Below are 15,343 nucleotides of genomic sequence, written 5' to 3'. Positions count from 1 at the left end.
TACCCCGTCAAGTATTTTGTTATCATTAAGTAACAACAATAACATCTATATGATATTATTGTAATGTTTTTCTTATGATTTTCAAAATAATTTCAGAAGATAAGAGCGATACGAAATCCAGATGAAAAACAAAAAACCCCTGTTAAACAGGAGTTTTTTTTACTTTTTTTCAGTAATCTTTAACTGAGTATGTTAATCTGGATTGTTTTACGTCCCCAAGCTTGCGCTTGAGCTGTTGTCGGAAGATGCACATCAATAATATTTCCCTTGATGGCTCCACCTGTATCACCTGCGATAGCAATACCGTAACCTGGTACTTCAACCATCTTTCCTAAGGGAATAACAGAAGGGTCAACGGCAATACACATTGGGTTTTGGTGAAGATTTATCCCTGTAGCTGTGATGAAACCTAAGCCGTTATCTGAGGAGTAGGCCGTAGCTGAAACGGTCAAGGAAGTTCCTCCATCACTACTTGGAGTAGTAATGGTAGTATCCTTAGCCTCCGAAGTTTTAGACTCTTCTTTTTTCTTTGAAGTCAAAGGCTCTATTGTGGGCTTATCTCCATCCTCGTCCACTGTAGTATCTTTAGCCATTTCTGCTTGGGCTTTCATCTCTTCCAGTACGGTCTGGTTGTCAGCCACTTTATTTTTGAGTGTATGGATACTTTCTTCGAGATTCTCCGCTTGCTTTTGGTAGTCTGCTTGAGCGGTTTTTAACTCATCTTTTGTTTGTAGAAGAGAGCTTTGCATTGTTTCCAAAGTTTTCTGCGTATCTACTAAATCCTTAGCTTGCGCATCTTCAGCTCTTAAAATAACACTCAAGTTTGTCCAAGCCTGTATCGCTTCATGAAAATCATTAGCATTCAATACTACATTAAGAACAGAAGCAGAAGCTCCACCATGGGCTTGCATTGAACGCATTTGCTTCGCTACGATTTCTTTTAAGGAATTGTATTTTCCCTCAGTTCTTTCAATCTCTTGATTCAGATTTTCAATCTTTTCTTGCGTTAATTTTAGTTTGTTTTGTGAAACAGTTGCTTTCGCATAGATTGCATTTGTCTGAGAAAGTTCCGAGTTGAGCTGTTGCTGAAAGTTCTCGATATCTTTATTAATCGTACTTTCGTCAGCTTTAGCAACTTGTAGGCCCAATGTCAGCATTCCAACTGACAGTCCAAGTAGAGTTGCTCCTTTTTTCCAATTGTTCTTTTTCATATTTTACCATTCTAACACAAAAAGAACGCTGTTTGATTGCAATTAAGTTACGTATGGTTATTGAAATTTAATGTAAACCGCTTTTATTAATACTTTGTCTCTTGACTTTTTTTAAAACTCATAATAAAACCTTGGAAAATTCTCCAAGGTTTTTTATTTAACGAATTTCAACTGCTAAAGTTTCTACAAGATTTTTAGTAATTTTTGCCATTGCTTTTGCAATTTCTTCTTCTGTCATTGTCTTTTCACGACTTTGGAAAGTTAAGCTGTAAGCCATTGATTTCTTACCTTCTGGTAAGTTTTCACCTTGATAAATATCAAAGAGTTCAACTTTGCTTAATGTTTTAACTTTACTTGAAGTGATTGTCTCTACGATTTCAGCATGTGTCTTCTCTGCATCTACCAACATCGCAATATCACGATGCACAGCTTGAACTTTTGGAATTTCCACGAAGACTGTCTGCGCTGGTGCAAGCTCAAGCATTGCATCTAAGTCCAATGAAGCCACATAAGTTTCTTTCACATCATAAGTTTTTGCTGTTGCAGGATGTACTTGCCCTACGAAACCAACTTGACGGTCGCCCAAAAGAATACGTGCAGTACGTCCTGGATGCATCTCTTTAATTTCGGAGTAAGCTTCAAAAGCAAGATTGTCATAACCTGCTAAAAGTTGTTCAACAATAGCTTTTGCATGATAAAAGTCCACAGCTACAGCATCAGAATTGTAGGTTTTGTCTTCTACATTTCCAGAAATAGCAAAGGCAAGATGAGGAATTTCAAGAGGACGTGTATCTTCAGAATCTGTCGCTACAAAGATATTGCCCACTTCATAAATCGCAACATCTGCATTTTTGCGGTTTTGATTGTAATTAACAATATCTAAAAGACCTGGAATTTGACTGCCACGTAGGGTCTGACGATCTTCTGTCATTGGTAACATCAACGATGTTGTTGCCCCTTGTGTTTCTACAAATTCTTGCGCTTTTTCTGCTGTAGTTAAAGAGTAGCCAATAACTTCTGAAAGTCCTGCTGCTTCGACGTGTGTGCGTACCTTACGACGCAATTTTTGCATGGCCGTTAATTCACCTGCTGTCGCACCTGAAGGTAAGGTACTAGGCAAATTATCATAACCATAAATACGCGCTACTTCTTCCACGATATCGGCTTCAATCTTGATATCCCAACGGCGTGAAGGAATTTGAATATTAAATTGTCCTTCTTTTTCTTGTGTTTCAAAACCAAGTTGCGCTAAAATCGCAAGAACTTCTGCTTCATCAAGTGATGTTCCTAAAGCCGCATTAATACGGTCCAAAGTAATGTTAACTTCTTGAGGTTCTGGCATGAAGTCATTTGACTCTACTACACCTGAGAGAATCTCTCCGCCAGCCAGTTCTTGAATCATTGCTGCTGCAAAGTCTAGTGCTTCGCGCACTGTTCCCTGATTGATTCCTTTTTCAAAACGACTTGAAGATTCTGAGCGTAAGGCAAACTTATGTGAAGTTTTACGGATTGAAGTGCCATTGAAAAGTGCAGCTTCTAAAGCTACTGTGACGGTTTGATCAGTAATTTCACTGTCAAAGCCCCCCATGACACCTCCAAGAGCTACCGGTTGACCATTAGCTGTAATCACGATATCTTCTGTGCTAAGTTCACGCTCTTGTTCATCAAGAGTAACGATTTTCTCTCCTTGATTGGCTTGACGAACTACAATCTCATCTGCGCCAAATTTATCAAAATCAAAAGCGTGGAGTGGTTGACCGTAGTACATCAAAACATAGTTGGTTACGTCAACAACATTATTGATGGGACGAATACCAGCATTCATCAAGGTATTTTGCAGCCAAAGTGGCGATGGTGCAATCTTGACATTTTCAATCATACGAATCTTGTAGGTTGGGACTTGTTCTGTACTTGTTTCTACTTTTACAGCTACTTTATCTGCTGCTTTTTTGGCTACTTCGGTTACCGTTTTTTCATCAAAGTTGACTGTTTTCCCATAGATAGCTGCGACTTCATAGGCAACTCCACGCATTGACATTGCATCAGCACGGTTAGCCAAGATATCAGGTTCGATAATTTCATCATCTAAGTCAAGATATGGCAAGACACTGTCACCAATCACTGCATCTTCAGGTAAAATATAGATACCATCTTCATGTTTCATTGGATTAACAGATTCAGGAATACCAATTTCATCAAGCGCACATAGCATTCCTAATGAAACGATACCTCGGATTTTTCCTTTTTTGATTTTATAGTTATCCGCGATACGTGCACCAACAAGTGCTGTTATTACTTTAATCCCTGCTTTGACATTGGGAGCGCCGCAGACGATTTGGAGGGGTTCTTCTTCACCAACATCGACTTGGCAAATATGAAGATGTGTCTCAGGAACATCTTCACAAGTCAATACTTGACCGACAACAATTTTTGACAAGCCTTGACCTGGTACAGTTACACCTTCAATCTCAATACCTGAAAGTGACATTTTTTCTGCCAAATCAGCAACGGGAATATCATCAAGACCGTTCACTAATTTTTTTAACCATTTATATGATACTAACATTTTATTTTTCCTTTTATTCCGTTTTCTTTTATGTCTTTACTTCTGAAATTATTTTCCGAATTGTTCTAAGAAACGTAAGTCACCTTGATAGAAGCCACGAATATCGTTGATACCATAGCGGAGCATTGCGATACGTTCTTGTCCCATACCAAAAGCAAAACCAGAATATTCCTTGCTATCGATACCGCTCATTTCTAAAACATTAGGATGAACCATACCCGCACCAAGAATTTCAATCCAACCGGTATACTTGCAGACGTTACATCCTTTGCCGCCACATTTGAAGCAGCTTACATCAACCTCAACAGAGGGTTCAGTAAATGGGAAGTAAGAAGGACGTAGGCGAATCTCGCGGTCAGCACCAAACATTTTTTGGATAACAAGTTCAAGCGTACCTTTAAGGTCGGCCATTGTAATGTTTTTATCCACAACTAAACCTTCGACTTGATGGAATTGGTGGCTGTGAGTAGCATCATCAGTATCACGGCGGTAAACGCGACCTGGAGCAATCATACGTAAACCACCTTTACTAAAGTCGTGTTGATCCATCGTGCGTGCTTGCATTGGTGATGTATGGGTACGTAGCAATACCTCGTTTGTCACATAGAAAGTATCTTGCATATCACGCGCTGGGTGATCTTTAGGCAAGTTCATGCGTTCAAAATTATAATGGTCAGTTTCGACTTCATAGCCGTCTACAATCTCATAACCCATTCCCAAGAAAATTTCTTCAATCTCTTCTGCTGTTTGCGTCAAGATATGGCGTGCCCCTTTTTTAGGTGCGTGACCAGGTAAAGTTACATCTAAAGTTTCAGAATTCAAGGCTGCATTCATTGCTGCTGCTTCGAGTTCTGTTTTTTTCTCCTCAAGCTTTGCTCCAAACTCGTCACGGAAAGCATTAGCTAGAGCACCGATAACTGGACGTTCTTCATTTGTTAAGTCTTTCATCCCTTTGAGGATTTCTGTCAGCTCACCTTTTTTACCCATGATTGCTGTTCGCAAATCATTCAGCATTCTTTCTTCCACGGCAGCTGTTAAATTATTCAAAGCTTGTTCACGTAAAGCTTCAATTTTTTCTTGTAAATTCATTTCTTCTCCTAATACCTTCTAACCATGATGACAAAAAATACCACGATTTCAACCCCTAAACAAAGGAGCGAAAACCGCGGTACCATCCTATTTTATCACTTAATTAAAGACTATTTTAAATTAGAACGAGGTAAACTTCAATAACTTTTCCGTGTGATGATTTGCAGTCGACGACATCACTCCCTTAAACGTTCCAGTAACCTACTCTTCTCATTCTTTATATGTTCTTATTTTAGCAGATTTATCTCATTTGTCAATCCTTAATCTTCTGCCTTATTTGTATATAAAAGGGTGACTAAGTATGCGAGCTTCAACGTATTCTTTAAAAACAGAAGCCTACTGACTAAGTCGCATTAATCATGATATCCATTAAGCTTTCTGTAATTTTATTTTCTTGTTCCATTTCATAGAATTCTAATAAAAGACGTGCCTTATGTTTACCATTCAGGTATTGTTTATCCAATGGTATCTCCGTGACTGCATACCCCGGATCAATCATTTCTGAGCGAAATATTGGTTCTTTCTTGCCCTCTACAAGTATGGTAAATCTTAGACGTGTACGATTCGTCGGTAGATTTTGAATGACCAGTTGTCCTGACTTTCGCTGCTTTTCTGCTTTTATTTCTAAAGACACGCGCACCTTTGCCATATTGCTAGGATAATTATCCTCTGTGTGTTCAAGCGTATAGTCACTCATCGATTGCGGTTTACTTTGAACTTCCACATTAGAACTTAGAGGAACATATCTTCCGATAATTCTTAAGAGTTGTCCTCCTCCCATCGCAAGGCCTAGAAGCAAAATGAAGAGGGTGAATAAAATTATTCCACTCCGAACCCACCTTTTCAGTTTTCTTTTCTTAACCTGATGCACATTAGGGGACGGTAGAGGGCTTGGTGATTCTAGCATATAGGACATTTGTTTCAGTAAATCTTCTGATTCGTTAAATAACTCTTCATACTGGCTTTGAACCACTCCTTATCTCCTTTCCGTTAACTTTTAATAATACCTGTGATCTACTCGTTCAAAAAGCGCCTTTTCAGCGCTTTATTTTTCAGATGCCTATGACTGATGTTCTTAAATTCCAAGCTTCATCAATTCACCCAAACGACCAATCAACTCCTTAGCAGCATTCCTTGTTTCTAAAATTTGATTGTTCAACTCTGCTAACTGTTCCTCTGCCTCAATGAGTTTTTCTTGTCCTTTTTCCTCAGCTGCCTTAACTATTGCCTCTGCTTCCTCTTGTTTTTGAGTTATATAGAGTTCTGTTTCCTTTTTCGCCTTTTCAAACTCTTTTTGCCCTTCAAAACGCAAGACTTTATTTTCCTCAGCAATAGCTTTTTTCATCAGCTCTGCCTCATTCGCTGCCTGCACCTTTTCTTGTTCTGCTTTAAGTCTTAATGTTTCTTGTTCTTTAAGCATAGCTGCTTTAAGCGCTTCAGACTTTCTAAACATTTTCTCAACCTCGCGTTGAGCATTTTCTTTGAGTTGATCGGTTTCTTTTTGCGTTTCTTGTTTCAGATTATCTATCTCTTGAAGCATTTTTTCAGCCTCTTTTTTTGCATTAACTTTGAGTGTACTCACTTCTCTTTCTGTTTGATGCTTCATCTGGTTACACTCTATTTTTGCTTGCTCTATAACATCATTTTTTTCTTTTTCAAGTGCTTCTTGGCGTTTTTCATTTTCTTTTTGTAACTCTAATAAATAATCAGCAACCTGAGTACGTATATCTACATTTTCTTTTTTTAATGCTTCGTTTTGCTCTTTCAATTCCTCCAAGGCCACAAGTTCCCCTTGATTATTGTCAATGTTTTTTTGAAGCCTCTCTTCCAATTTTTGTACTGCTTGTTCTTTTTCCAGAAGCTGCTTTTCTTGTTCTACTTTAAGCTGCTGTAGCTCTGTTTCCAGTTTTTTTCTTTCAAAAATTACTTTATGCTTCTCTCCTTCGGTCTTAAGGAGAGCATCTTTCAAACTTTGATTATTCGTTTCCAGTTCCTCACGGACCTTATTAAACTCTTCCAGATGTATCGTTGTTTTTCCTTCATTTTGACTTACAGTATTTTCTTCGCTGTTACGACTGTTTCCAAATAAATTTTTCATCTTTTCACTCCATTTAAGTCTGACAAACTTAAATTCAATATATTCGTTTTAAATTTGTTTTTCGTTACTTATTTTATATAATACTATTATATATTCGTATCATTCGTAATGTAAAGTAATAACAAAACAAATCAAATCCATCTATTTCGAGCAAAAAAGAACCACAAATAGGACAACTGTTTTGTATTTAAGTATATTTAGTCTAATTTTTAACCATATTCGTCTTTTTTTGCTTTCGTTTTAACACCTAATGATAAATAATGGCAACTATTTTACAATTAGGCAAATTATCAAGTCCAAAATTAAGCCTAACAGCTTCTTTTAAAAAGAAATTCGAGATTACTTCATTTAATATCTTAGTTCAACTCATCTGGTTTTATAATATTTTCTACCCCAATAATATATAGGAGAATGAAAAATGGCTAAAAACACGAAAGAAATAGTCATCAGAACTTTACTGAATATCGCTGCTGAGGGCGGGATTGTAAATATCGAAGAGATTACCCGTCGTACAGGGATTACTCGAAATACTATTCGATATAACTTTGGAAATCAAGGAATTGATAGTATTATCGCATATATCTATAGCGGTATTTTCCAAGAAATCAACACGCAACTTTTTCGCCATAGTCCCAATGAAATTCCTGTTGAAATTTTCGCTGACATAATCCTACACATTCTGTGGGAACATCGAGATGAGGCCCATATCCTAGTAACGAGTAAACTCTTGTACCGGACAGATATTGGAGCAATTGATCTTGTCTACCCTTGGGCGAAAGAACGTTATGATTATCTGGTAAAAGTGCATCAATTAAGCCCCTATTTTTCCTCTAAACAGCTTCTCTCCTTCTGGATTTCGTATTTGGATATTATCTTTACACTTTGGTTCAGCGTCCAAATTCCTCTAACTCCTGAAAAATTTAAACCTATATTTCTCAAATTAGTCAAAACTTCAATGTACGATCTTATCTATAAGGATATCGGTCACTAAAAAGACAAAAAAAGCAATCAAATCAATGATTGCTTGCTTTTTTTAGATTGATTTCCTTATGCTTCCCAAACATTTTCCAAAACGTTTGTTTGGTCACGATCTGGACCGACAGAGAATGTTGAGATGCGAACACCAACGAGTTCTGCAACACGAAGTACATAGTTGCGTGCTGTTTCTGGAAGTTCTTCAAGAGTTCGCATTCCTGTAATATCTTCAGACCAACCTGGCATTTCTTCGTAAATTGGTTTACAACGTTCCAATTCTTTAAGACTTGCTGGGTAGTGAGTGATTTCTTTTCCGTCAAGTTCGTAAGCGACACAGATTTTCACTGTTGGTAATCCTGCCAGAACATCAATAGAGTTCAAGCTAAGATGAGTCAGGCCTGAAACACGACGTGAGTGACGCATAACGACCGCATCAAACCATCCTACACGGCGTGGACGACCTGTTGTTGTACCATATTCATGTCCAACTTCACGGATTTGGTAACCTGTTTCATCAAAAAGCTCTGTTGGGAATGGACCATCTCCAACACGTGAAGTATAGGCTTTACATACACCAACTGCTTTATCAATTTTTGTTGGTCCAACACCTGAACCGATAGCGACTCCTCCTGCCAATGGGTTTGAAGATGTAACAAAAGGATAAGTTCCTTGGTCGATATCTAACATAACACCTTGTGCACCTTCAAAGAGGACACGGTGGCCTTCATCAAGCGCATCGTTCAAGATTACTGAAGTGTCAGCTACATATTTTTTAATTTGTTGACCGTATTCATAGTATTCGTTAAAGATTTCATCGAAATCAAGTGCTTCACTGTCGTAAAGTTTAACGAATTCACGGTTTTTATTTTCAAGATTTGTACGTAAACGTTCTTCAAAAATTTCTTTATCGAGAAGGTCTGCGATACGGATACCGACACGTGCTGCTTTATCCATGTAGGCTGGGCCGATACCTTTGATTGTCGTACCAATCTTTTGATCGCCTTTAGCTTCTTCTTGAAGGGCATCTAACTTGATATGGTAAGGCAAGATAACATGGGCGCGGTCTGAGATACGAAGATTATCTGTTGTTACACCGTTTTCGTGGAGGTAAGCAATTTCTTTAACCAGGGCTTTGGGGTTGATTACTACACCATTACCGATAACAGATGTTTTTTCTGGGAAGAAAATACCAGATGGGATAAGGTGGAGTTTGTACTTAAAGCCGTCGATAACAATAGTGTGACCGGCATTGTCCCCTCCTTGGTAACGCGCAATAACTTCTGCGTCTGAGCTGAGGAAATCCGTAATTTTACCTTTTCCTTCATCTCCCCACTGCGTTCCTACAACAACAACTGATGGCATAATAGCTCTCTTTTCTTTTAATATTTGTACGCTCTATGTCCCCTTTTCAGGTAACACAGCTGGCATTTTGATATTGAAAAGCTCCTATCGCACTATTCCTATTATAGCAAAAAAAATAATTTGATTTGAGTAAGAAATAATTTTTTTGCTATAAATCTCTTTTTTTGTTCGGAAATATCTAACTTTATTCCAGTTTTCTCTACAAACCTTACTTTTTTGCCCCATTTGTTTTTAATACAAAATATCATCTCCAAAATAAAAGCCCAGCAATCAATGCTGTTAAAAATATGTTAAAATAGAAGGAGTTATGACTGATAAAATATTAAAATCCATTTCAAAAAATGGTCACTTTCGTGCTTTTGCTCTTGATTCAACCTTGACTGTCCGTGAAGCTCAGGAACGTCATCAAACGATGCCTACTTCTACTGTTGCACTCGGTCGTACCTTGATTGCTGCTCAAATTTTAGGTGCCAATGAAAAAGGGGACAGTAAAATCACAGTCAAAATCTTGGGTGATGGTGCTATGGGTGCAATTGTTGCCGTAGCAGATGCTAAAGGAAATGTTAAAGGTTATGTTCAAAACAAAGATTTAGACTATAAAAAAGCTTCAACAGGAGAAGTACTTGTTGCTCCTTTCGTTGGGAATGGCTTCTTTGTGGTTATTAAAGATATGGGACTTCGTCAACCTTATACAGGACAAACTGATTTAATTACAGGGGAAATTGGTGAAGACTTAGCCTGGTATTTTCTCTCCAGTGAGCAAACACCCTCTTCTGTTGGTTTAAATGTCTTGCTCAATGACGGAGAAGATAGTGTTAAAATCGCAGGCGGTTTTATGCTTCAAGCCCTGCCTGATGCAACTGATGATGAAATCACAGTGATGGAAAAAAATATTAAAGCAATGCCAAGCATTTCGGAAATGCTTTTAAAAGAGAATCCACTTGAAGCTATGTTAGCTGCACTTTATGGTGATCTCGAATATACGATTCTAGCTGAGTTACCCTTAGCCTTTGAATGTGATTGTTCAAAAGAGCGATTTTCTGAAGGCTTGCAAAGCCTTGGAAGTCAAGCCCTCACTGAGATTATTGAAGAAGATCATGGCGCTGAAGTGCTCTGCCAATTTTGCGGACGTAAATATGAATTTACAGAAAAAGAACTCAATGATTTAATCTTGGGAGCTGCTCAAAAATGAGACTATTGATTAAAGATCTTTCACAATCGTCAAACAAAAATATAGGTTTAATTTTTTTAAGTCTATTGGTTGGACTGGCAGCTGGCTTCTTAGCCAGCTTTTATCGTTTGTCTCTTTCCATAGCTGAAAAATTAGGTGTTACCCTCTATCATCAAGTCAGTACGCATCTTATCTATGTTCTTTTTCTCCTCCCTGTCTTACTCCTCCTTGCCTTTATTGTCAGTACTTTGATGAAAAGATATCCTATGTCAACCGGCAGCGGAATTCCTCAAGTCAAAGGGCAATTGCTGGGCTACTTTAAACCAGACTGGTTTTCAACAGCTTGGGCTAAGTTTGTCGGGGGAACATTGGCCATGTTTGCTGGGTTATCCTTAGGTCGTGAAGGTCCATCAATCCAACTCGGTGCTGCGATGGGACAAGCCATCGGTCAAAAATTTTCCTATACTGAGCGCCACCAACGTTTGCTGATTGCTTCTGGTGCTTCAGCTGGGTTATCCGCCGCTTTTAATGCCCCGCTTTCTGGTATCATGTTCACGCTTGAAGAAGTGTTCAAATATTTCTCACCTTTGATTTTGTTAACCTGTATGAGCTCCGCTATCATGGCAGATGCTGTTTCTCGTATTATCTTTGGCCCAGCCAGTATCTTTGATTTTCGCATCGTGAGCAGCTTTCCCCTTTCAGATTATTGGTTACTTTTACTTTTAGGTATCCTTATGGGAATCTTTGGTGCAGTATATAATACTGCCCTTCTAAAGGGGCAAAGCCTTATGAAAGGGAAAATAAAAAGTCCTTTTCTTCGTGTCTTATTCAGTTTCGCTGCTTCGGCTCTTGTCGCACTCTTCTTTCCACTGATCAGCGGCAGCGGCCACCAGCTGATTGACCAATTGACACTTACTTGGGGTCTTGCCTTTCTCTGTCTGGTCTTTGCTGCAAAGTTTTTAATTTCCATTATTAGCTATGCTTCAGGTGTTCCTGGAGGAATCTTCTTCCCCCTCTTGGTGCTTGGTGCTAGTCTGGGTAGTATTTTTGCTACAACAGTCATCCCTCTCTTGCATTTATCCCCTAATCTTTTCCCAAACTTTATTATTTTAGCGATGGCAGCAACATTTACTGCTATCGTCCGTGCGCCAATGACTGGAATTCTTCTTTTGGTCGAGATGACAGGTTCTTTTGATCATCTACTCCCTCTCGCTTTTGTTTCTCTCATTTCCTATCTTGTGGCCGAACTCTTACACTCTGAGCCAATCTACGATTCATTGCTCCACAATCTTCTTACTGCTGATTCGGACATAGCTACTGAAAAAGAAGGGCATATTATGATTGAAGCTTTGGTCCAGTTTGATTCGGAAGCTGACCATCAGGCGGTTCAAAATCTTCATCTTCCTAAAGATAGCCTCTTGGTTTCTATTCAGAGAAATGGGGAAAAAATCATTCCACGAGGAGATACCTTACTCCATGCGGGTGATATTGCAACCTTTTTAACTACTCAAGCGCAGGAAGTTCCTGTTCGTCAAAAAATAAAGCACTTATTTACTGATTAATCTAAAAAAATCTTCGTTAAATTACCTACGAAGGTTTTTTCAGTGCAAAGTTTTAGCAAATCCCTTAAAAAATGGTAAAATATTCTCTATGACTATGGATTCAAAATACACACGCCCTTGGAAAATTGGGGATATAGAAATTGCTAATAAAATCGTACTCGCTCCAATGGCGGGGATTAATAATAAAGCCTTCCTGACAACAGCTAAAGAGTTTGGAGCAGGACTTGTCGTTACTGAAATGATTTCTGACAAAGGTATCGAACACCGTAACAAAAAAACGCTCCAAATGATGGACTTTGAAGGCGTACCTCATCCACTTTCAATGCAAATTTTTGGTGGTGAAGTTGATACACTGGTTGAAGCAGCGAAATTTGTTCAAGAAAATACAGTAGCAGACATCATTGATATCAATATGGGCTGTCCTGTTCCTAAGGTAACAAAAAATGAAGCTGGAAGTCGCTTACTGCTTGACCCAGATAAGGTTTATGATGTAGTGAAAGCGGTCAGCTCTGCGATTGACTTACCACTCACTGTAAAAATTCGTATCGGTTGGGACTCTGATCATCTCTACGCTGTCGAAAATGCCAAGGCTATTGAAGCAGCTGGAGGTGCTGCTGTTGCAATGCACGCACGGACACGTGCTCAACTCTATGAAGGTAAAGCAGACTGGACATGGCTTGAAAAAGTAGCAAGCAACATTAACATTCCTTTCATCGGAAATGGTGATGTGAAAACACCTGAAGATGCGAAACGTATGATTGATGAAACAGGTGTCGATGCAGTCATGATTGGTCGAGCAGCTCTCGGAAATCCGTGGATGCTTCACCGTACGGAACACTACCTTCGCACAGGGGAATTGCTCCCTGAACCCACTGTGGATGAAAAAATGCGTATCGCTAAGATTCACTTACAACGTCTTGTTGACCTCAAAGGCGATAACTTAGCGTCACGCGAATTTCGCCAACATGCAGCTTACTACCTCAAAGGTGCAAAACGTGCTGCAAAAGTTAAGGTAGCCGTAAATCAAGCAGAAACACAAGCAGAAATTGTCAAGATTTTAGATGATTTCGTTGCCCAAAATTAAGAGATTGGCTTTTGCCAATCTTTTTGTTTATAATAAGGTTAGTATCATAAAACAAGGAGGGACTCTATGCGTACATCAAAAGCTCTTGTCGAAATCGAAAAGGCAATTATTCACCTTAAGAAAGCGAAACGTGAGATCAGTAACTATAGCTTTGAAAATCAAACTCAAAGTCTCATTCAAATCAACCAAGCTATCGATCGCTTACAAATTATTAAGGACGGCGTTAATGCTGACTCTTCTGATGTAGAAGGTGTTTCTTCTGTGGGCCGACTTGAAGGCGAACGTCTAACATCAAAACTTTTTCAATAATAGCCATTAAAATAAAAAAGAACCAAATCTGGCTCTTTTTTATTTTTTCTTACGTTTATATTTACTTTGTGGATAAGTAAAATCTCCCATAACTTCATGAACATTTATTACTGTTGAGAAGGCTTGAGGATCTATTTCAGCAATCAAGGCTTTAACCGTCATGACTTCTCGAGGGTTAAGGACCACATAGACTACACGTTTTTCTGTGCCCGAATATGCGCCTTCACCATGGAGGAATGTTGCACCACGTCCAAGTTCTGCCAGAATAGCATTTGAAATCTCTTGATACTTAGGACTAATAATAAGCATCCCACGAACGGTATAACCACCAGATTGGATAAGGTTAATAACTTGCGCACTTACGAAACTTGCAATTAATGTATAAACCATATGATTAACATCAATGTAAGTGAGAGAAAGTGTCATTACAAAAAGGTCTATCGTGAAAATCACACGTCCCACTGCTGTGCCTCGCTTAATTTGCAAGAGCTGAGCAATGATATCTGAACCTCCAGTTGTTCCGCCAAAGCGGAAGATAATCCCAATCCCCGTTCCGGCAAATACACCGGCAAGGAGAGCTGCAACTAAGTTATCATGCAAAAGATTAATACTAAAATCAAATGCTTGGAAAACTGAAAGGAAAAGCGAGATGTTAACAATCGCATAGACCGTATAGGTAAAGGTCCGTTGTCCTAAGAAACGGTAACCAATAAAAAGCAAGGGGATATTCAGAATGAACTGACTTAGGGCCGGATCCAACTTGAATAATGCGTGCAAGATCAAGGTAATACCGGAAAGGCCACCTGCAGCCAACTGATTGGCCATATTTAACTTTACAAAACCAAAAGCAAAGATAATTGCGCCTAAGCTGATGGCAATAAAGTTACGAAAATGGATTTTAATGAGGCTCATATCCTTCATACAACTCTCCAATCTAATACCATTCTTATCTTATAAAAATGGCTTTATAATTTCTTGTAAAACCTCTGTCAAAATTGACAGAGGCCTTCTCTAATTTATACTAAAACGGTCATTTTGTCAACTTAATCGGTAATCTCACTAAAATTCCCTATTACACGGACATTTTCTGAGATGGAGACAAAAGCTTTTGGATCATATTTTGTGATGATCTCTTTAAAATCTTGATACTCATACATGGTGATAACCGTAAACAAAATTGTCCGTTTCTCGTGTGAGTAAGCACCTTCAGCATTGTTCAAGATTGTTGCACTGTGGTGCATTTTTTCAAAGAGTTTTCGGATAATGATTTCAGGATTCTCGGTAACAATCATCACTTGCATACGTTTTTGACGCGTAAAGATCGCATCTGTAACACGTGAACTTACAAAGATAGCAATCATAGAATACAACATATATTCCCAGCCAAAGAGTACGCCCGCAGTAAAGATAATCACACCGTTAACGATGAAACCCAGTGTACCAACATTATGGCCTGTTCTTTTACGGATATAAAGGGCAATGATGTCCGTACCACCACTTGAAATACCATTACGCATGGCATATCCAACTCCTGCACCCATGATGGTACCCCCAAAGATGGCATTGATAATAGGATCAGGTGTCAGCGTTGTTTCAGGGACAAAGTGGATAAAAATGGAACTCATGGTAACCGTCAACAGGGTAAACAGGGTAAATTGTTTTCCCAAACGGAACCAGGCTAAAATCATTAAGGGAACATTAATCAGAAAGAGCGTTGCCGATATAGGAAGATAATTGTGCCCCATAATCCGCGTAAAAATTTCTGTTGCCACCTGTGCTGCCCCTGTCGCACCGCTAGCATAAACTCTTCCTGGTTGATAGAAGAAGTTCAATGCAAAAGCAGATGTGATTCCATATAGGACAGATGCTGAGAAACGATGTGTCAACTTTTCCCAGCCACCAAACATGTTGATAAA

At 38.8% G+C, this 15,343-nt stretch carries 13 protein-coding genes; 5 read left to right on the top strand and 8 right to left on the bottom strand.

The window, feature by feature from the left end; all coding sequences use genetic code 11:
• Positions 1–179: 179 nt before the first annotated feature.
• From VNN39_RS04980 to VNN39_RS04960, 5 genes are all read right to left on the bottom strand, one after another.
• Complete coding sequence (locus VNN39_RS04980; protein ID WP_165714203.1) at positions 180–1,211, bottom strand: 3D domain-containing protein; 1,032 nt, start codon at positions 1,209–1,211, stop codon at positions 180–182.
• Between the two features lie 157 nt (positions 1,212–1,368).
• Positions 1,369–3,777 carry a phenylalanine--tRNA ligase subunit beta gene (pheT, locus tag VNN39_RS04975; RefSeq protein WP_338998068.1) on the bottom strand — a complete coding sequence of 803 codons (2,409 nt, stop codon included), beginning with the start codon at positions 3,775–3,777 and terminating at the stop codon, positions 1,369–1,371.
• Between the two features lie 48 nt (positions 3,778–3,825).
• Positions 3,826–4,866: a phenylalanine--tRNA ligase subunit alpha gene (gene pheS / locus VNN39_RS04970; RefSeq protein ID WP_165714201.1), complete on the bottom strand. Its 1,041-nt coding sequence runs from the start codon at positions 4,864–4,866 to the stop codon at positions 3,826–3,828.
• Positions 4,867–5,209: 343 nt separating this feature from the next.
• A complete protein-coding gene (locus tag VNN39_RS04965; RefSeq protein WP_338998066.1) occupies positions 5,210–5,839 on the bottom strand; it encodes a hypothetical protein in 630 nt (209 codons plus the stop codon).
• A 102-nt stretch (positions 5,840–5,941) separates the two neighbouring features.
• On the bottom strand, positions 5,942–6,964 hold the full coding sequence (locus tag VNN39_RS04960; RefSeq protein ID WP_338998064.1) for a hypothetical protein: 1,023 nt from the start codon (positions 6,962–6,964) through the stop codon (positions 5,942–5,944).
• A 418-nt stretch (positions 6,965–7,382) separates the two neighbouring features.
• On the opposite strand from VNN39_RS04960, the gene VNN39_RS04955 reads away from it, so the two are divergent.
• Complete coding sequence (locus VNN39_RS04955) at positions 7,383–7,955, top strand: TetR/AcrR family transcriptional regulator (RefSeq protein ID WP_338998062.1); 573 nt, start codon at positions 7,383–7,385, stop codon at positions 7,953–7,955.
• A gap of 56 nt (positions 7,956–8,011) precedes the next feature.
• Here VNN39_RS04955 and VNN39_RS04950 read toward each other — a convergent pair whose 3' ends face one another.
• Positions 8,012–9,301: an adenylosuccinate synthase gene (locus tag VNN39_RS04950; protein ID WP_339007278.1), complete on the bottom strand. Its 1,290-nt coding sequence runs from the start codon at positions 9,299–9,301 to the stop codon at positions 8,012–8,014.
• A gap of 307 nt (positions 9,302–9,608) precedes the next feature.
• Here VNN39_RS04950 and hslO point away from each other — a divergent pair, with 307 nt between their 5' ends.
• From hslO to VNN39_RS04930, 4 genes are all read left to right on the top strand, one after another.
• Complete coding sequence (hslO, locus tag VNN39_RS04945; RefSeq protein ID WP_338998060.1) at positions 9,609–10,493, top strand: Hsp33 family molecular chaperone HslO; 885 nt, start codon at positions 9,609–9,611, stop codon at positions 10,491–10,493.
• A complete protein-coding gene (locus tag VNN39_RS04940; RefSeq protein WP_096369092.1) occupies positions 10,490–12,034 on the top strand; it encodes a ClC family H(+)/Cl(-) exchange transporter in 1,545 nt (514 codons plus the stop codon). The genes hslO and VNN39_RS04940 overlap by 4 nt, the downstream gene beginning before the upstream one ends.
• Before the next feature lie 88 nt (positions 12,035–12,122).
• Positions 12,123–13,118 carry a tRNA dihydrouridine synthase DusB gene (dusB, locus tag VNN39_RS04935; RefSeq protein ID WP_003133380.1) on the top strand — a complete coding sequence of 332 codons (996 nt, stop codon included), beginning with the start codon at positions 12,123–12,125 and terminating at the stop codon, positions 13,116–13,118.
• A 66-nt stretch (positions 13,119–13,184) separates the two neighbouring features.
• Positions 13,185–13,427 (top strand): hypothetical protein, encoded by a 243-nt coding sequence (locus VNN39_RS04930; protein ID WP_017368601.1) that lies wholly within the window; start codon positions 13,185–13,187, stop codon positions 13,425–13,427.
• 39 nt (positions 13,428–13,466) lie between these two features.
• Here the strand turns inward: VNN39_RS04930 and VNN39_RS04925 are convergent, their stop codons facing one another.
• Both VNN39_RS04925 and VNN39_RS04920 read right to left on the bottom strand, forming a co-directional pair.
• Positions 13,467–14,348, bottom strand: a complete 882-nt coding sequence (locus VNN39_RS04925) for a YitT family protein (protein WP_017368602.1) — start codon at positions 14,346–14,348, stop codon at positions 13,467–13,469.
• 122 nt (positions 14,349–14,470) lie between these two features.
• A complete protein-coding gene (locus VNN39_RS04920; RefSeq protein WP_185767522.1) occupies positions 14,471–15,334 on the bottom strand; it encodes a YitT family protein in 864 nt (287 codons plus the stop codon).
• Positions 15,335–15,343: the final 9 nt, after the last annotated feature.

Origin of the sequence: Lactococcus formosensis (genome assembly GCF_037892375.1) — a bacterium.
Lineage (GTDB): Bacteria > Bacillota > Bacilli > Lactobacillales > Streptococcaceae > Lactococcus > Lactococcus formosensis.
The sequence above is the reverse complement of the archived record's forward strand: the minus strand, read 5'-3'. Positions and strand labels throughout refer to the sequence as shown.